14 protein-coding genes and 1 tRNA gene are annotated in these 18281 nt (G+C 44.2%); 8 read left to right on the plus strand and 7 right to left on the minus strand.

Going from position 1 to position 18281, the window contains the following annotated elements; genetic code table 11:
- Nucleotides 1-1105 precede the first annotated feature (1105 nt).
- Nucleotides 1106-1828 carry a hypothetical protein gene (locus Q1A86_RS09790; RefSeq protein WP_299805958.1) on the minus strand — a complete coding sequence of 241 codons (723 nt, stop codon included), beginning with the start codon at nt 1826-1828 and terminating at the stop codon, nt 1106-1108.
- A gap of 464 nt (nt 1829-2292) precedes the next feature.
- On the opposite strand from Q1A86_RS09790, the gene Q1A86_RS09795 reads away from it, so the two are divergent.
- Both Q1A86_RS09795 and Q1A86_RS09800 read left to right on the plus strand, forming a co-directional pair.
- A complete protein-coding gene (locus tag Q1A86_RS09795; RefSeq protein WP_299805960.1) occupies nt 2293-4080 on the plus strand; it encodes an ATP-binding protein in 1788 nt (595 codons plus the stop codon).
- A complete protein-coding gene (locus Q1A86_RS09800) occupies nt 4077-5429 on the plus strand; it encodes a sigma-54 dependent transcriptional regulator (protein ID WP_299805962.1) in 1353 nt (450 codons plus the stop codon). The genes Q1A86_RS09795 and Q1A86_RS09800 overlap by 4 nt, the downstream gene beginning before the upstream one ends.
- A 207-nt stretch (nt 5430-5636) precedes the next feature.
- Here Q1A86_RS09800 and Q1A86_RS09805 read toward each other — a convergent pair whose 3' ends face one another.
- Nucleotides 5637-6275: a LysE family transporter gene (locus Q1A86_RS09805; RefSeq protein ID WP_299805964.1), complete on the minus strand. Its 639-nt coding sequence runs from the start codon at nt 6273-6275 to the stop codon at nt 5637-5639.
- 183 nt (nt 6276-6458) lie between these two features.
- Here Q1A86_RS09805 and nadE point away from each other — a divergent pair, with 183 nt between their 5' ends.
- Nucleotides 6459-7289 (plus strand): ammonia-dependent NAD(+) synthetase, encoded by an 831-nt coding sequence (nadE, locus tag Q1A86_RS09810; RefSeq protein WP_299805966.1) that lies wholly within the window; start codon nt 6459-6461, stop codon nt 7287-7289.
- A 49-nt stretch (nt 7290-7338) separates the two neighbouring features.
- On the opposite strand, the gene Q1A86_RS09815 is transcribed toward nadE, so the two are convergent.
- Complete coding sequence (locus Q1A86_RS09815; RefSeq protein ID WP_299805968.1) at nt 7339-7836, minus strand: hypothetical protein; 498 nt, start codon at nt 7834-7836, stop codon at nt 7339-7341.
- Between the two features lie 80 nt (nt 7837-7916).
- Here Q1A86_RS09815 and Q1A86_RS09820 point away from each other — a divergent pair, with 80 nt between their 5' ends.
- Nucleotides 7917-9356, plus strand: coding sequence for an alpha/beta fold hydrolase (locus Q1A86_RS09820; RefSeq protein ID WP_299805970.1), 1440 nt, complete (start codon nt 7917-7919; stop codon nt 9354-9356).
- 103 nt (nt 9357-9459) lie between these two features.
- On the opposite strand, the gene Q1A86_RS09825 is transcribed toward Q1A86_RS09820, so the two are convergent.
- Nucleotides 9460-11622 carry a diguanylate cyclase gene (locus Q1A86_RS09825; protein WP_299805972.1) on the minus strand — a complete coding sequence of 721 codons (2163 nt, stop codon included), beginning with the start codon at nt 11620-11622 and terminating at the stop codon, nt 9460-9462.
- A 435-nt stretch (nt 11623-12057) separates the two neighbouring features.
- On the opposite strand from Q1A86_RS09825, the gene Q1A86_RS09830 reads away from it, so the two are divergent.
- On the plus strand, nt 12058-12282 hold the full coding sequence (locus tag Q1A86_RS09830; RefSeq protein WP_299805974.1) for a cytochrome c3 family protein: 225 nt from the start codon (nt 12058-12060) through the stop codon (nt 12280-12282).
- Nucleotides 12283-12433: 151 nt separating this feature from the next.
- Here Q1A86_RS09830 and Q1A86_RS09835 read toward each other — a convergent pair.
- The 3 genes from Q1A86_RS09835 to Q1A86_RS09845 all read right to left on the minus strand — a co-directional run bounded on the left by Q1A86_RS09835 (nt 12434) and on the right by Q1A86_RS09845 (nt 14726).
- A tRNA-Pro gene (locus Q1A86_RS09835) sits at nt 12434-12510 on the minus strand.
- 133 nt (nt 12511-12643) lie between these two features.
- A complete protein-coding gene (locus Q1A86_RS09840) occupies nt 12644-14428 on the minus strand; it encodes a DUF3413 domain-containing protein (protein ID WP_299805976.1) in 1785 nt (594 codons plus the stop codon).
- 79 nt (nt 14429-14507) lie between these two features.
- A complete protein-coding gene (locus tag Q1A86_RS09845) occupies nt 14508-14726 on the minus strand; it encodes a YejL family protein (protein WP_299805978.1) in 219 nt (72 codons plus the stop codon).
- A gap of 462 nt (nt 14727-15188) precedes the next feature.
- Here Q1A86_RS09845 and yejK point away from each other — a divergent pair, with 462 nt between their 5' ends.
- The 3 genes from yejK (at nt 15189) to Q1A86_RS09860 (ending at nt 18267) form a co-directional block, all read left to right on the plus strand.
- Nucleotides 15189-16217 (plus strand): nucleoid-associated protein YejK, encoded by a 1029-nt coding sequence (gene yejK / locus Q1A86_RS09850; protein ID WP_299805980.1) that lies wholly within the window; start codon nt 15189-15191, stop codon nt 16215-16217.
- A 295-nt stretch (nt 16218-16512) separates the two neighbouring features.
- Nucleotides 16513-17388, plus strand: coding sequence for a 6-carboxytetrahydropterin synthase (locus Q1A86_RS09855; RefSeq protein ID WP_299805982.1), 876 nt, complete (start codon nt 16513-16515; stop codon nt 17386-17388).
- A gap of 81 nt (nt 17389-17469) precedes the next feature.
- Nucleotides 17470-18267, plus strand: a complete 798-nt coding sequence (locus tag Q1A86_RS09860) for a M23 family metallopeptidase (protein WP_299806423.1) — start codon at nt 17470-17472, stop codon at nt 18265-18267.
- Nucleotides 18268-18281 lie beyond the last annotated feature (14 nt).

The raw sequence follows: 18281 nt of genomic DNA on the forward strand, positions 1-18281 counted from the left end.
GGTAACACCAACCCAAAAATAAATGTAATCAGCTTTCATTCGAAGGCTAACCAACTTTGGGGCATTTCCAAGTTAGACCCAAGTAATATCAACATAAATGAGTGCACCAATTACCACGTGTAGATACGGCCGTGACCGTCCATTACATGGACGTCATGGCCGAGCTTCCAAGGATGGACTTGCTGCGTGTCACGGCAGTGTCTGCACATGCGCCCGCTGCAGGCGATTGTTAACTACGAAGCTACAAGTTCAAACACTCTACTTGGTAACACCAACCCAAAAATAAATGTAATCAGCTTTCATTCGAAGGCTAACCAACTTTGGGGCATTTCCAAGTTAGAGCTGAAACCACTCCGCCTAAATGAAGGCACCAATTACCTCGTGTAGATACGGCTGCGGGCTTCGGTTTCAGGGATGAAACCGCAGAGCGTATAGGGACATATTCACAGCGTCTCGCAGCAGTGTCTGCACATACCCCGCTGGAGGCGATTAATAGCGACTCAGCTACAATCTCAAACGGGCTACCCCATAGCACTATACAAATAAAAAATGTAATGAACCTTCATTCGAAGACTAACTCACTTTGGGGCATTGCCAATTTAGAAATTGAACCACCACGGCTAAAAGTAGGCTCCAATTATCAAGTGTAGATACAGCTGTGACCGTCCATGACAAGGTGAGAGGTAACGAAGTTACCAAGCTTTCGAACGAGAGGCAGGATGCCGAACTGGCTTTTTAGCAGGGATGTTATTCGTCATGACCGAGTTTCCAGGAACCCTTTCCGTTATAGAGAAGTGCTGCGTGTCACGGCAGTGTCGCACATAAGGTCGTTCCTTCACATCTGCCCCATAGGGATATGGGAAATGTCATTATGATGTAGGGAACATCATTGACCATGTGATCACGACATTCGGACATCCAGTCCAGCACCCGCTGGAGGCGATTGTTAGCTACGAAGCTACAAATTCAAACACTCTACTTGGTAACACCAACCCAAAAATAAATGTAAATAGCCTTCATTCGAAGGCTGACCAAATTTAGGGCATTTCCAACTCTAGTGGAGCCATTCACATTAAATTGGAAATCCCCTGTTCGATAGATCCGATTACTTCTGAGTTAATACTTCACTCAACTTTTGCTTCTCTGCATCGCTTAAATCTGCGCGCTCGATAAGCTCGAGAATATCAGAGCTGGTCGGCTTACCATGACCTTGGATGATTAGCACTCGTGTGGCGTCACCATCAAGTCCAAGGCGCTCTAATTCGAGTTCGGTAATTTGTTCGGTGAGTACCTCGATATCATCGCCAATAGACTGCATATGAATTTCAAACTTGCCTTCATTTTCTTCAAATATCACTTCAAGCTCGCGGGCTTTCTCCTCTAATTCGTGAGCCTTAGCCTCTAGCTTGAAGGCGTGGGCTTCCATTTCGGCTTCTTTACCGCTGAGCTGCTGATGTAGCTTTTCAAGTTTAATTTTTATCGCTTTCTCAACTTTTATGTCCAGCGGTTGCTTTGGGTTCGTGGCATGAAGTTGGACTCGCTTGAGCATCCTAGCAACGCTATTTTGTACATCCTTAGGTAACTCACTGATTTTCTGCTTAACGCTCTGTTTGTCACTGAGCTCTTGAGCCGTAAATGACATTTCGTGGGAAGTGCCATCTACAGCAACGGTCACATGGGTGATATCGTTTTCATCGGTATTGATCTTGGTGATTAGCTTGTGGTCTATGTTGTCTATGACCTCAATATCGGTCGGTGCGCTATAGGCCAGTTGAGACAAGGTTAAACAGCCTGTTACGAGAGCGATAGCGAGTGGTTTTAAGTTCATATTGTTCCCCTTTAAATAGCATTGCAGTTAACTTATTTACTTTTAGACGCTTTACGAAAAGTGTCTAAAAGTGTCTAAAAGTGACTGAGAGGGAATTGCGAAGGCCGTGCCAACTTTGTTGCTCCCAGAGCCATGCAGGCATTGGCTGGCATTTGTTCGGCTAACTGAAAAATGATGACTCGATATGAGTTGCGGATATGGGAAGGTAACTTCCTGATATGGGGATATTGATTCGATTTGTGTTAGCTTTAACCATGATTAGGTTAAGTCGTTACTTAAATTCTGCAGGGGTAAGCCGCACTTTTTGCATAGGACTGCACAGAAACAGCATTGATTTGGGTGAGATAGAGTTTGGTATCAATCTTGTATATGACTCTTGTAAACCAATCTTGTAAACCAAGCTTCAATATTCGTCTCCTATAGAAATAACTTCAGAGCCGGAATAGGGAAATAAAAGAGAAATTATGTCGATAAAACGCTATGTATTCATGCTATTTGGTGCGCTCATCTTATTGTTGGCGATGAGCCAGTTATTTGTGGCGCAGTATTTTAAGGCTCAATTACAAGCAGAGCTTGAGCAAAGCTCAAAAAGTTTATCTAAGAGCCTGGTCAGCGTGGTGATTGAGAACGCTGCAGAGCTTGAGCGTATGGAATTTTCATTTCCACAGACACCAGATGAGGATCCTGAACTCATGCCAAGAGCTGAGGTGGATAGCATTGATTGGCTAGAGAAAAATGAACGGATAAACGAAAAGTTTGAGCATGAAGTCGACCGATTGACCGAAGAGGCCGAACAGGAAATTGATCTCCAACTCGATAGCTTAAATAGTGAAATCGATCAGCTGGCGTTTGAGCTTGCTAAAGGTGTATCCGAGGGCGGGGAGTCACAGCTTAAAAACGATGTATTTAAGGCAAAGCAGAAAGCATTGAAAGGCAAGGTGCAGGCCTTATTAGAAAAAGAGCGTGTGTTATTAGAAAGCAATCGCGAGGATATGCAGCAACTGCGTAAGCAAGCGGCGCGAGAATATCAGCGACGTGTAGAGCAGAGTCTAGACAGTATTGAGATCCATACCGATGAGTGGCTTAAAGAGGGGCGAGTACTCATTGTTGAGGGGCAGAGCAGTAATGGCGGCTCCATTGTGCTAAATGAAGAGCGCAGCGTTGACTTACCAAGTGGCGGTGCGAATCATCTTTTAGAACGCTTTAGCGAATCGGTTTTGCTAGCCATCTTAATCACGAGTGTGATGGCTCTATTATTGGCTTACTGGCTTAGCCACCATGTGACGGGGCCTTTAAGCGAGCTGGCTGGTGGTCATCAAAAATTGGCAAACGGTCAATTTGGCGTGCAACTTAAGGAACAAGGGGTTAAAGAGTTAAAACAGATCTTAACGGGTTTTAATCGCATGAGTCTGGCCTTATCGAATTTAAGCAAGAAAGAGCAGCAGATGTCGCAACAGCAACATTTGGCTGATCTTGGGCAGATCACCCGTGGAATTGCCCACAGCTTGAGAAATCCATTGCATACCTTGGGATTACTTTCAGAGCAGAGCACTTGGAGTGAAGCCTTGGGCGAACGTGAGAGGCTTAATAACAAGATGCAGCAGAAAATCGCCTTGATGGATAAAAGTATTCAGTCGCTATTAACGCTTTCGAGCCATGAGGTGGCACGTGATAAAGCCATTCCGTTAAATGCCATTATCCAAGATGTGCTTTTGGAGTTATCGATCACAGGGCTCAAGCCGAAAGTCATGTTTGATCCACAAAGCTGTGAGGTTTTCGTTAATGGAGCAGAATCGGAGCTCAGAAGTATCTTACATGCGGTGATGATTAACGCGGTAGAAGCCGACCGGGATGCCAAGCAGATAAAAATCGAGCTGACGCAAGATGAAAAGGCCAAGAAAGTTATCATTACAGATTGGGGCAAAGGGATTGATCCTTTGGTTAAGTCGCAGATGTTTAAGCCTCATGTAACCACTAAGACAGAGGGGTCGGGCATGGGGATCTATATCGCGAAGCGCTTAATCGAGAGTCATTACGATGGCGAAATCCAGTTTGAAGACAATCCCCAAGGTGGCACCATAGTGACGCTTATCTTTAGTTGTGGTGAACAAGAGGCTGACTCAAGTACAAATTCAAGTTCAAGTAATAAAACCAGTGCTCATTCAAACAAGCATTCAAACACTAATATAAATAGCGATTCAAACACAGACTCAAGTAGAAAGGGTTCGGATCAAGGTGAGGTGAAACCATGAATAATGCCCCTTTACAGATCTTAGTAGTGGAAGACGAGCCAGATCAACGCGAGCTAATTTGCCAAATACTCGCTTCTAACCATTATCAGATCACCAGCGCAGAAAGTGTTGAAGAGGCGATTTTGTCGATAAAATCGAGTGCACCGGATCTGGTTTTTTCCGATTGGAAACTTGGGCAGTTAACAGGAATGGATCTACTGACTTACGTCAGGCGAGAACACCCTGATATGGGGTTTATTATCGCCACGGCCTACGGCACAATCACTCACGCTGTAGACGCTATGCAAGCTGGGGCAGATGATTACTTGTCAAAACCTTATCAGCGTCAGTCATTATTGATGGCGATAGATAAGGTCGCTAAATCGCTTACGTTAAAACAGCAAAATCGACGCTTAGCATCAGAGTTATTCCAGCAGCAGGAGCTCGTGGGGCTAGTGGGTAAGGCCCCGTGTATGCAGAAGGTCTATGCTCGAGTACAAAGAGTCAGTGCCACCGATGCCACAGTTTTAATTGGCGGAGAGAGTGGCACTGGTAAAGAGCTCGCCGCTCGGGCCTTGTACCAACTATCGAGTCGTCAACATAAGCCGTTTGTGGCCATCAATTGTGGTGCCATTCCTGAAACTCTCGCGGAATCGGAACTTTTTGGTGCCGAGAAAGGGGCCTTTACAGGCGCCAATACGCTGAAAATCGGTAAGCTTGAGGCGGCAGATGGCGGTACTATCTTTCTTGATGAGATCGGTGAGTTACCCCTATTACAACAGACTAAGTTACTCAGATTTTTACAAGAGGGCGTGATCTCAAGGTTAGGGCAGAATGGTGAGATTAAATTGGATGTTAGGGTTATTGCCGCAACCCACCGAAACCTTAAAGAGGAAGTTGAGCTGGGCAATTTTAGAGAAGATCTATTCTATAGACTCAATGTGGTGCCAATCGATATGCCGCCACTGAGAGAGCGTAAAGAAGATATTGGCCGGCTTATCGAGCATTTCTTAAAAATTCATGCTGGTCAGTACGGTGTCGAAGCGCTTAAGTTAAGTGCTGAAGCGATGAAGGCTCTGCTCGATTACCCTTGGCCTGGCAACGTACGAGAGCTCTCGAATAGAGTTGAGCGTTTCGTGTTACTGGGTGATGAGCAAGAGCTGGTGGCCGAACTGGCCTCTGGGCAAATCGCGATTAATCCGAGTCAGTTTGTACTTCCTGAGGCGGGGTTTGAGTGGGAAGCATTTGAGAAAGACTGTTTACAGCAAGCGATGTCTCGCCATGAAGGTAATCGTACTCAGGCGGCAAAACAGTTGGGTTTAAGTTATAAGGCTTTTTTATATCGATTAGAGAAGCATCAATTAGTCTGATGGCCGCTCTCTAAACCCTCTTCTAAGCGATTATCTAATTAGCCAAGTCATTGTCAAAGCAATCATCAAAGCAATCATTAAACCTATGTCTGCTTTGATGAGCTTTGATGAGCTTAGGTGAGAGGAGTGAGATCTGCTTCAGCCCTATCCTCAGCTAGCGCTTTCTTAAGTTAACTCTGTTATGTGTCCTCTCTATTAGAGCAATTATTAGCCTAGCAGCCCTGAAATAATCATCAATGCAACACTAACAAACACTAAGCCTGTTAGTAAGTTAATGACGGGGCTGGCTCTTTTCATCTTAAGCTGAATCTTTGGTTTAGAGAGTACCACTGCAATAAAACTGAACCAGAAAAAGGATAAGCCAAACAGTAGCGCCGCAGCAGCGCTTTTCGTGGCTAAGCTGATCTCGGGAGTAATCAAAGTCGAAAATAGGGTGATAAAAAACACTAAAGCTTTGGGATTTAAAATATTGGTATAGAGTCCTTGCATAAAGCCTTTAAAGTTACTGATCCCTTTGCTTGTCGCACTTTTTTCGAGGGCTACGGGATCTTTCCAATGTTGCCAAGCCGCTATTATCGCACCAAGTCCCATCCAAGCAAGGTAGCTGGCGCCCACTAATTGTACGATTGAAAATAGCTTATCTGAACTTTGAATAATCAGACTTACGCCAGTTAAGCTCAATAGTGTATGGCCTAAAATAGCAACGGCGATACCTAAGGCCGAAGCAACCGCTGCGGCGCGTGACTCTTGTGTTGCAAGGCGAACCACTAAGGCAAAATCGGGTCCGGGACTTGCGAGAGCAACGAGGTGAATGATGCTCAGTGATAGGAGTAATTGCAGTTCCATCGGGTCTCTAATTGGTAATGTTAATGCCGACTTGTTCATGCCGACTTTAGGTGCTTGGATGATGAGTATTGCTAACTAGGACTTAAATTAACACGTTTGTTATTAAACAGGTCGTGAATTGTCGTAAGAATTCACCCATAATATAAACCGATTTTTCTGCCAACTACCATCGGAGTGTAGAACGTGAAAGGACAGATCCTAAGAGAAATGAAGGTGCTTAGTGTTATTGACCCCGGTTTTGAAGTTCAAAGGCGGGTCGCATTTATTAAGTCAAAGCTTAAGCAATCGAGTACATCCTCTTTAGTCTTGGGTATTAGCGGTGGTGTCGATTCTTCACTAGCGGGACGCTTGTGTCAGCTGGCCGTTGATGAACTCAATGGTGAGTCAAGCGGTAGTGGTTACCAATTCATCGCGGTTCGTTTACCTTACGACGTGCAAAAAGATGAAGATGAAGCTCAGTTGGCTTGTCAGTTTATCCAGCCTTCAAAGCAAGTTACGGTGAATGTGAAGCAGGGAGTGGATGGCGTTCATAATGAAACACTCGCGGCTGTTGAAGCTGCAGGTATAGCGTTACCTGAGGCTGATAAAGTCGATTTTGTAAAGGGGAACGTAAAGGCAAGAATGCGTATGGTCGCCCAATATGAAATTGCTGGTCTAGTTGCAGGCTTGGTGGTGGGAACTGATCACAGCGCCGAAAATATTACAGGGTTTTATACCAAGTGGGGCGACGGAGCCTGTGATTTAGCGCCTCTATTTGGTCTTAACAAGCGTCAGGTTCGTCTGCTTGCCGCATTCCTCGGTGCACCTGATAAGTTAGTTATCAAGGCGCCTACGGCAGATTTAGAAGAGAACAAACCTCAGTTAGAAGATGAAGTCGCCCTGGGCTTAACCTACGATGAAATCGATGACTTTCTAGAGGGGAAAGAGGTCAGCGAATTTGTTAATGACAAACTGGTAGGGATCTACCGTGCCACTCAACATAAGCGTGAGCCTATTCCAACGATTTATGATTAATATCAGCTTATTTTAAAGGCGCTTCGGCGCCTTTTTTATTGCAGCGGATTTAAGGCTTAATCAGTGGCGGCAACCCTAATGCGTTTCTTAATTTATCGATCTGCAGGTTTGGAAATTGACGATAATCTAGGTAGGGGACAAGGTAAATGGCTTGACTGGCATGCTTGCTAACATAGTTTGCGCTTGAGTCTGAACTTGGGTTGACTGCTTTAAATTGGCTGAGGCTGAGGTTTAACTGCTGAGCACTTAGCTGACCGCAAACAATATGCACGCTGGCGTTTGGATTAAGCTGATGGCTATTAATCAAAATCGATTCATCTTGTTTAAGTAGCTGCAGGTCGCGATAGCCTTTCCAATTGGTATCGGCAACAGCGATTTTAGCCATGATGGTTAAAATTTTTCGCCAATGATTACCGTTGGCTTCAATTAAGTGCTGTACTGCGAAGGGAGCGGTATGACTCCAACCCTCGGGAAGAATAGGCGGTGTCGGTAGATAGAAACATGTTTTAGCGCTATCGAAACCTATTATCTGTTTATATTTATTCAATTTTCAGCCTATCTTTACCGTTTCGATGTAAAAGCGTGTAAGTTAACCTAATTGTTTGTTTATGGGAAATCGCGACGATTATGAAAGCCATTATTATTGGGTCGACAAAACATTTAGCCTTTGCTCTGTTTTACGCCTCTTTAGGAACCTTCATTGCGTTAATCGCGATGGCTGTTTGGTATTTGAATTCTCGCCCCGATTTATCGATTTGGCATACGACCGACTTAACTTCAGAATACCGTGCACGAGGCGACGTTAGCACTTTTTCCGATTATATGAAGCTTGAAGATAAACTCTTCGCTGAATTGGAGACTAAGGTTTATCTTGAGCCTTCAGATCCTCAGCCTTTCGATATCCTTAACCGTTATGTGCATGGCAGTTATTCTGATCCAAGACATTGGGCTCAGGACTGGAATCGCAGTTATGAATGGCCTAAAGATGACGCCAAATTTGGGGTGTTGTTACTCCATGGTATGTCAGATTCTCCCTACGCCATGTCGCATTTCGCGAATCATTATAAAGACAGGGCTCATATTTTAGGGCTTAGACTTCCAGGACACGGGACTTTACCATCGGCGTTAACGAATATTGGTTGGCAAGATATGGCGGGTGCGGTGGCACTGGCAACAACACATATGAAGCAAGTGTTGGGTGAAAAGCCTTTGTATTTAGTTGGCTTCTCTACGGGAGCTGCATTGGCACTAAATCATGAACTTGAGCGCATAGCCGACAATAAGGAGGCCGACTATTCGGCAATGGTGCTTATCTCACCAGCAATAGGCTTGCCCCCTGTTGCCGCTGGGGCTAAATGGCAAGCAAGACTAGGGATTGTACTGGGCTTAGATAAGCTGAGCTGGAATAGCATTCAAGTGGAATACGACCCGTTTAAATATGGTTCTTTTGCTGTCAATGCTGGAGATGTGGTTTACCAGCTTTCGATGCGTAACCACGATCTCATCTTGCGACAGGGAAGGGAGCGGCTCAAGGGCTTGCCACCAATATTAACGTTTCAGTCACTTACCGATGATACCGTTGACACTCGTGCCGTGATCAGTGCGCTATATAGCCAGTTACCCGATGCAGGCCACGAGTTGGTGTTATTCGATATCAACAGGACGAAGGTGAACTTGAGTCTTATCTTGAATGATCCCTTAAAACCTTATCGCGATATGATGACTGAGGGGGAATTTAACTATGGGTTTACCTTAGTTGAAAACGAGAGCCTAGAGAGTCGAGATATCCAAGCCCGCCAATTAAATGATAATAGTACTAACTCTCTAGGGCTGAGCTGGCCAAAACAGGTTTACTCCCTATCGCATGTTGCGCTGCCCTTTCCGAAAAGCGATGCGTTATATGGCCCTATTTGGGACGGTAGCAAACCTCATATCCAGATAGGCACGGGGGCATCTCGAGGAGAGCGGGGGGTGATTAGTGTCTCTGCTAGCGAGATCTTAAGACAAAAGTGGAATCCATTTCATTCCTATGTGCTTGATAAAATGGATGAAGTGATAACTCCTTAACGGTTTGCTTTAGCTAACATGCCAGTCTACTTAACGGGCTGGCAATCCGCGGGTAGCCTTTACTGCTTGGCTAGGGCTGGAGTTAGAGTTTAGATGCCGCGCACTAACCTTCTAACGTAGTGAAAACCAGTTTATTTCGGCCTGTATTTTTGGCTTGATAAAGGTTGATATCGGCTTGTTTTACCCACTGGTCGAGTGAGTCGCTATAGGTACCGTTGCCAATCACTGCCCCTATGCTGGTTGTTACCTTAAACTGCAGCTTGTCCTGTGGGATCTTAATGACAATGTTTTCGAGTTTACTTCTAAAGCTTTCCAGATGATTTTCAATTTTTAGGGCATTACACAATGGCATGATGAGCAAAAACTCTTCACCGCCGTATCGCACTATGATGTCAGAGTCACGCTTAAACTCCTGGCTTAGAAGCTCTGCGACTCGTTTAAGAGTGAGATCGCCACCATCATGACCGTAGGTATCATTAATGAACTTAAACTTATCAAGATCCAGTAGTGCAATTGCAATAATCTCATCGCTTCTCTGACAAAGCTGCTGAACTCCCGGAAACTTACCTTCGGCATAACGACGATTATATAAGCCCGTAAGAGGATCTTTTTCTGCCAGTGCTTTCAATTGGCTGTTAGCGTGCTCGAGCTCCAAGGTTCGCACCGCCACTTTCTCCTCTAGCTCCAACTGATAACCGATAAGCTGGCTTTTACTTTGCTTTAAGCGCTTAAACAGGGTGTAGATCTCCTGAGGGGACTCTTCATCTACCGCATAGTCCACATAATTGCTATCTGATTGAGTACTGAATTTGTTAGCGATATTCTCCAGCGGCAGCGTGAGGCGGCCGCTGATAACACGAGAGATATAGATGGTGATTGATAACGCGACAAATAAAATGGCGAATGTCGCTAGGTACATACTTTCAACTAAATCCACTAAAGGTCGAAAAGGATTGAGTACAAATAGCTGCCAATCATTTTCTAATTTAACGCTGGCATAGACATATTCCGGTGCCATCGTGTCACTATGGGAGATATTTAGCATCGGAAAGGGCGTGATATAATTTTTGCTGGGTAGTGAGTAATTAAACTTAGACAGTGGCGTAATATCAAGATTGTCAGTGGCGTAAATGACTCTACCATTGGTATCGATGAGCACAATCGACTGCTCATGTTCACTGGTTTTGATATTATCTATCACCTTAAACTCTTTTAAATCTAACGAGCCTTCAATAATCCCTATCGGCTGGTGGGGAGTATCGGTTCGGTAGATAGGCGCACTGATTGCAACAATCGGGTCTTGGCCAAACCCCTTTCCAAGAAATGCTGGAGAGATAAAGTTACGCTGATTAGTAAAGGCTTGCACAAAGTAATCTCTATCACGAATTGAGAGTTGGTGCTGCTCTGATTCGAGGCTAGAAAGTAATGAGGCAGGACTGGCACCAATGACCACTCCTTGTCTATCGGCAAGGAGCATGGTGATAAACCCAGGGTAATTTTCATGTAAATGAGACAATAAAATTTGCTCTTCAGTCTCTGAGTGCGGGTTTAAGCTCAGCCATGCTGCGGCGTTCTTAATTGCTTGAGTATGTGAGTCAATATAGGCTTGGGTCGAGAGTCCTAAATGAGCTGCTGAGCTTTCTATATTGTGATAGAGCAACGCCTGTTGGCGTTCGATAAATTGATTATTAAATAATAATGCTGCCAAAAGCAGAGCGACGGTTATCACCAATGTAAAGGTGTAAGTCAACTGGGCATTGAAAGTGCGCCGCTGTGTGTCTTTGATTTTACTCTTAAAGTGCCAAAAAGACGGCGTTAAAGTAATCATCAGCGAGCCAATACACGCATAGACTAACCCATTAATCCCTTGTTTTAGGATGATAAAAGCGATGTGGCTACTGGGCAGATCGGTAAATACAAAAATATAAAGATAAAAGAGTGGCATACCGATAAACAGCCAAAAGCCAAAGCTTGCGTATAATGCGTAAATATCCTTTCTTCTGGCTAAACCTAAGAAGAGAGCTTCAACGCCAAATAAGAAGTAAACATGCGGGCTGTCCCAGACAATCATCAGGCCTGTAACGCTAATCACTGCAGTATAAAGGGCGTACCAAGGGCCCAGCAGTACAGCGGCAATAACGTAGGAAACGTTGCCGAGGATCAGCTGTATGTTAGCAAAGAGGTGGATAGGGTAAAGGTTTACCAGTAATCCAATTACCCCTAACACAGAGGCTAACAGCAATTTATTCTTTTCTATTTTCCCCAAATGAGTACGCCTTTGCTGCTGGTGGTTATTATTCTTTTTTGTAGTGATTAGTTACAATTTATTAACTTTGTTAAGGGAGATCAACTTTTAACGATATCTTGGAAACTGGTCGAACAAAAAAGCAGCGACAATCGATTCAGCTGAAACATAGATTTCAAGTTTTGAATTTGTGAGCGTTGAAAGAAAAATATTTAAATTTGATGATATGTCAGACCTTGCTCACATCCTTTGCAAGTCATCGAGTCCTTGTTCAGCTTTCGTTCAATTTAAAGGGCGAATTTAAGTTTCAGTTAAGGTTAAGTCATATCATGGTACTCAAGAGCTGCCGAGACGATAAGTCTTTCATTTAATAGGCAGCATTAACAAAAAAAAAGCCTTAACAGTTCTGTGACAACACAACATTAAGTGCGATAACTCCGATATTAAGGAATGCATATGAAATATTTAACTTTGGTTGCTGCGTTAGCATTTTCTGCTTCAGCTATGGCTGTAAACTGTACTGACTGCCATGAGACAATTAATGTTGAAGAGCATACAGAAATGGAAGCAAGCATTGCTACTTGTAACGATTGTCACGATATGGCAAGTGCTCACGAGTTAGATAAAGAAATCCACACTCCAGATCTTACAATGAAAGAGTGTGCTGACTGTCACGAGTAAATACTCTGGCAAGACTAAAAGCGCTGCATATCAGCGCTTTTTTTATTTATAAGCTTTTATAGTTTATAGATAGTGCATTTATAAAGAGTGAACTTATAAATCGTGCAGTAACAAAAAAGCCAGCTAATAAGCTGGCTTTTTTGTGTTTATTTGGTCGGGATAACAGGATTTGAACCTGTGATCTCTTGTCCCCCAGACAAGCGCCTTACCGGACTAGGCCATATCCCGAGATATCAAACAGAACGAGTCATAACAATTTATGACAAGGGGGAGTTCTGAAGAGCCAGCACTTTAACAAGTCATTTTTGATTGCGCAAGCCCTTCGAACGTTTAAGCGATTCATTTGCTTAGTTTATAATCTTTAATGGATGTAAAGCCTACGTCCTTCACGCATGACCTCAATCAACTCAGGAGCACTCAACTTTTTCTTTAAGCGCTTTTTGTACTCACTATCGTAAATACGATACTTGCCATGGCGGTCAATCACAGTGATTTCGGACTTTTGGTAGATAGCAAATATGCGGTGGTCACCGACATATACCCAAGTCTTGTCGCTTGGCTGCATAAGACTTTGATCTGAACTGTAGTCAGATGCAGGGTTAGTACAGCCCAAAGTTTGAGTCAAAATCGCAGGCACTAGGCCATTATGTGTGGTGCGATACTTTATCTGTTTAGCCGAGTCTTCGTTGGGCCAGTGTATGATCATTGGCACATGGACGCTGTTAGGTGACAAGTTAACGCGTTCCTCGTCCGAGTTACTGGTAAACATCTTGCCGTTAACGCCCGTAATCACCACCATAGTACCTTTAGGCAGGTTATTAACAACCGATTCAATCTGCTTATCGACAAAATTCAGCGATTGGCGATATTGGTTAAAAAGTACTTTCTGAGCTGGCTTTAACTTAGAGGAAGGCTGAACCGTTTTGATACCTAGAAAGCCAATAGGCGTATCATAGCTATCAGGTGATTTAAGGTTGAGTAAACTGAACCAAGGTTGGCTCGCTGAGCCTGTCCAGTTCTGCCAGTTGGCGATAGATTGTTGATCCGATTTTGCATAGCTATTTAGATGCACGGCGTCGACGCGTTCGAAATCATCAAATATGGCCAGAGGCGCAGGAAGTGTATCTTGGGTGGTAAATAGCCCTAAGTCATAACCTTTAGCGGTTAGCTCTTGGGTTAATACTGGGCTTTGATAATGTAGATCGACCGCATTGGAATAGCTGCCTTGTAGCGCATACAGCAAGCTAAACATCCCACTGTTAAACTGATTTCCACCACTGAGGTGATCGGTAAAGTTCATGTTATGTTTCGCGTAGGATGCGAGAAATGGCATCGTAGAATCATCGACAAGATCGGCACGCAAGCTATCTACCGCAATGACTAAAATATTGGGTAGGCTATCGGCTGTGCACTGCATGGAGGATAAGGGGTATTGCAGGCTCGACTTCGGTGGCGTCTGACTTCTCTGGTCTTGAATACCTTCAATACCGTAGCTTTCCATTAAACTCTTTGCCGTGGCAGGATAAGACAGAGGGTAAGCGTCATCGAAATGGGTGATTTCGGTGACATCGGCAGCGTCGCCCCAGATATGAATTAGGTGACTGGCTACAAAGCAGATCCCGACGATTGCAACGACCTTGTTGCCGACGTTACGCTTACGGATCTTCTCGATTCGCTTCCATAGGAAGTTAGCAAGTGTTAGCTCTATCGCCAAAATGGCAATAGGCGTAATAATGTATGAGGTGCCTCGAAGTAGAGCATTTAAGTCTGCCCATGCAAGATCAAAAACAAAAGGACTTAGGTGCAGACCGTAATCGTCATAAATTACCGTGTCATAGAGCAGCAGGCATAAGCTTAGTGTCGCTACCGTGGCGGCATAACCTCTAAGGATCCTTGAGTAAGGCAGTAGCAGGGTTATTGGGAAAATAAATACCAAATAGACCATAAAAGCCAGAAAGCTGAAATGGCCTATGGTACTGATCACTAAATAGCCCCAGCCAATAATTGATTCAGGAAGTCCAATGGTGTCGAGATAGCGATAGCCGACGATAATGGCAAGTAGACCATTAATAAAGGCAAACCAATGTCCCCAGCTTACTAAGCGGGAAACGCGATCACGTCCAATCTGTTTTTGTCGCTCGACCATGTTGTTCCATTTATAGTTTAGGCTTTTTAAAGGCTAACTGGTTTCAATTAGCCTTAACTCGTTCAGCTGAATTTGTCTATTAGTTAACTTTTACAGACTGTGATAAAGCTTTAGCAAATTGCTCTGCAACCACTTCACGTGCTTCAGCTGGTACTTTCTTTTGTAAAAGGTGAGTCACACAATTACCTAGGGCCATTAAGCTTAGGTCTGTTGGAGATTGGTGCTTCTCTAAAACTGCAAGTAATTCAGCAATAATTGACTCTACTTGAGCGTTAGAATATTTAGATTGAATAGCCATAATGATAAAGGTTCACTTTAAAACTTAATTAACGGCATATAATAACGGATTTTTTGCAGAAGCTCCGCACTTTTTGTTCTCCTTTTTGGGATGACAGTTTGATTGAGCCAAATTATTCGTAAAAAAGTCGATTATTTTCTATCTCCGCACTGTTTTCTCTGCGGTTACTTCCGACTCCCTATGGCGCGATTTATGGGAGAAGGAGGGCTTTTTAAATGACGCCTTTATACTTTTAAAACCGTGTTCTAGTGGTGATTTTGAGCAATTTAAAGGTCATTGTTATGTCAGAACCATCATTCAAGATATATGGATTTTTAGCGCCTCTCTGGTATGATAGCCGACACTAGATTGTGGTTGGCTGAAGCGTTAACAACGGCTATTACTTCGGCTGAAAAAACAACCATTTTATATTTTTGAGCGCAGGCTATTTGCTTCGCTCCTTGCCAAACTTATCGAGGCTCAATGAGTATTAACGTCGAACAAGCCATTATCCATTCCATTTCTCAAGATGGTGAAGGTCAACTTAGTTGTCGATTACGTCCACAACCTTTGCTAAATAGCCAAGCAGTTGAGGCGATGCTAGAAGAGTTGCATCAGACCTATACCACCAAAGCGGGAAAAGGTTTTGGTCACTTTGGTATTAATGGAGAAGATGGTGAAGCAAACACTAAGTTCGAAGAAGCGCTTACCACTTACCGTAGTGGTGAACTGGGCTTCGTTGAGTTTTCGGGTATAGCCGGCAAGCTATTGCAAGAAGAACTGGCTAAATATGACTTTAGCACTGGCGGTTTTCTATTGCTGTCTTGCTATACCTACATGACTAGCGATTATCTATTTGTGTCTCTGCTCAATGCGAAATCGTCGATGACTGTACTCGATGATATGGAGTTATCGCAAAACACCCATTTAGATCTTAATAACGTGCAACTCGCTGCGCGTATTGACCTAACTGAGTGGCAAGCCGATCCAGAATCGAAAAAGTACATCTCTTTTGTACGTGGCCGTGCGGGCCGTAAAGTGGCTGATTTTTTCCTCGACTTTATGGGCTGTGTTGAAGGGGTCAACACCAAGGCGCAAAACAAGTCTCTGATGAATGCGGTTGAAGATTTTGTCGGTAACAGTGAGCTGACTAAAGATGAGCGTCAGCAAGCTCGTGAGCGTGTATTTGATTATTGTACCGAGCGTTGCGATGAAGGTGCATCGATTCAGATTAAAGATCTGGCCGATGAGTTAGCAGATCAAGGCATGGATTCTTTCTATGATTTTGCCCAAGGGGGCAATTATGAGTTAGAAGAGGAGTTCCCTGGTGATAAGCCAACCTTAAGACAGCTGAAGAAGTTCTCTGGCACTGGTGGCGGGGTGACATTAAGCTTTGATGGCCAACATCTTGGAGAACGGGTTATCTACGATCCTGTATCAGACACGATTATCATTAAAGGTGTGCCAGCTAACCTTAAAGATCAGTTAGATCGTCGCCTGAAAGGCGAGTAATTGCTTAGCTATTAAGCCTAGCAATTAACAATCCAACCGAGCCGTTAGCGCTCGGTTTTTTACTATTAACGTACTTAATTTTGTTAGTGATACTTGATTGCAGAAAATGAGCGTAGCACAGCGTAAATAAGCACTTAATAGTCGAATGTTATCTCTGTTCATTGTAAGCTAGAGCTAAGGTGTGCAGCGCCGGGCTCTACTCGACTGACACTAACTAAAAACTAACTAAATTTATCCCGCGGCCATTGCTGCATGGACTAAGACAGGTAGACTGTTTTTCTACCTAGGAGCACAAATGCAACTGTTTGTTAAAGATTTAACTGTTATCGATTTCTCATATCTTTGTCCTATTCGTGGCATGGTAGGTGAAAGCTGGATAGTTGATGTTCTGCTCGATGGCGGTTTAGATGAGCAAAATATGGTGCTCGATTTCGCTAAAGTGAAACGTACCATTAAAAACACCATCGATGATGTAGCCGATCACCGCCTGTTGATCCCTACAGCCTGCAGTGAAGTGCGATGGCAACAGCAGGGCGACAGGGTATGGATGGATTTCAATAGTCAACAGGGTGATATTCACCTCGCGTGTCCATCACAAGCCTTTGCACTTATTCCCAGTGAATTAATCGACTTTGAAAGTGTGAATAAATTTCTGCATCAAGCCTTAAAACAAGTATTACCTGCGAATGTTGAAGGCATTTCGTTGACATTAAGAAACGAAATCCACGAGGCACCTTATTACCATTACAGCCATGGTTTGAAAAAACATGATGGTAATTGCCAGCGAATAGCTCACGGACACCGTAGTCCGGTCACCGTATTTGAAAATGGTGTCGCCGCGCCCAAATGGGATGAGTACTGGGCTAAACGATGGCAAGATATCTATCTCGCTACCGTAGAAGATGTGGTGTCAGTTGGTACTCTTAATCTATCGCCACAAGCTGCCATCAACGATAGCAGTCATTACGGATTTCACTATCAGGCACCACAGGGTGACTTCCAGTTAGCCATGCCTAAGGGGCGTTGCGATATTCTTCCACAGGACACAACGGTGGAGTTATTAGCGGATTATATGGCGCAAACTCTATTTGAAAAAGTGCCGAGTAGCGATTTTAAGGTCATTGCCTATGAAGGCGTTGGTAAAGGGGCCATTGCTAGCCGAAATGCCTAGCAAGCCCACTCGTTCTAAAGCATCTAAGGAGTGGCTTTGAGACTATTAACTCGTATTATCTTTAGCAGTGTGTTCACCTGTATAGCTTTTCAGACCAGCGCTGCCGTTGAACTAAACGGCGAGCTATCCCAAGGGGCACTCGTACGAGCCAAAGTACAACCTGGTACTCAGGTATTTTTAAACGATGAAGTCGTTAAGGTAAATGAGCTCGGTCAGTTCGCCTTTGGTTTTGCCCGTGAAGCCGAGCTTGAGCAGATGCTTAAATTGGTTTATCCCGATGGTTTGACTGAGCTTAAGCCATTAAAACTGAAACAGCGTCAGTATAAAATCCAGCAAGTAAATGGGATAAGTAAGAAGATCATGAAACCCGATCCTAAAGCACAAGCTCGTGCCGCTAAGGATTCAAAACAAGTTAAGGCGGCTAGGGCGCAATTTACCGAGAGCAATGCCTTTAACCAAGCTTTTATATGGCCACTAACTGGGAGGATCTCTGGGGTTTATGGTAGTCAGCGAGTCTATAACGGTAAGCCGGGAACGCCTCACTTCGGAGTAGACGTTGCTGCGAAAACGGGGACTGTCGTTGTGGCGCCAGCAGATGGGGTGATCTCACTTTCTGTGCCCGATATGTTCTATTCTGGTGGTACCATGATTATCGACCATGGCTATGGCGTAAGTTCAAGTTTCTTGCACTTGAGCAAGCTGTACGTTAAGCAAGGTCAGCTTGTTAAGCAGGGTGAGAAAGTGGCTGAGGTGGGTTCGACAGGACGCTCAACGGGTCCGCACCTAGACTGGCGAGTAAACTGGTACCAGATGCGACTAGATCCAACGACGATAGTGCCGTCGATGCAAAGCGTGTTGGCTAAAGAGAAAAGCCAGTAATAGTAACTGACGGC

Source organism: uncultured Shewanella sp. (assembly GCF_947497935.1).
Classification (GTDB): Bacteria; Pseudomonadota; Gammaproteobacteria; order Enterobacterales; family Shewanellaceae; genus Shewanella.

Bases quoted from the DNA above. Each gene is read 5' to 3' on its own strand.
- Q1A86_RS09790 (WP_299805958.1), bottom strand. From the start codon at position 1,828: ATGAACTTAAAACCACTCGCTATCGCTCTCGTAACAGGCTGTTTAACC.
- Q1A86_RS09795 (WP_299805960.1), top strand. From the start codon at position 2,293: ATGTCGATAAAACGCTATGTATTCATGCTATTTGGTGCGCTCATCTTA.
- Q1A86_RS09800 (WP_299805962.1), top strand. From the start codon at position 4,077: ATGAATAATGCCCCTTTACAGATCTTAGTAGTGGAAGACGAGCCAGAT.
- Q1A86_RS09805 (WP_299805964.1), bottom strand. From the start codon at position 6,275: ATGGAACTGCAATTACTCCTATCACTGAGCATCATTCACCTCGTTGCT.
- Q1A86_RS09820 (WP_299805970.1), top strand. From the start codon at position 7,917: ATGAAAGCCATTATTATTGGGTCGACAAAACATTTAGCCTTTGCTCTG.
- Q1A86_RS09830 (WP_299805974.1), top strand. From the start codon at position 12,058: ATGAAATATTTAACTTTGGTTGCTGCGTTAGCATTTTCTGCTTCAGCT.
- Q1A86_RS09840 (WP_299805976.1), bottom strand. From the start codon at position 14,428: ATGGTCGAGCGACAAAAACAGATTGGACGTGATCGCGTTTCCCGCTTA.
- Q1A86_RS09845 (WP_299805978.1), bottom strand. From the start codon at position 14,726: ATGGCTATTCAATCTAAATATTCTAACGCTCAAGTAGAGTCAATTATT.
- yejK (WP_299805980.1), top strand. From the start codon at position 15,189: ATGAGTATTAACGTCGAACAAGCCATTATCCATTCCATTTCTCAAGAT.
- Q1A86_RS09855 (WP_299805982.1), top strand. From the start codon at position 16,513: ATGCAACTGTTTGTTAAAGATTTAACTGTTATCGATTTCTCATATCTT.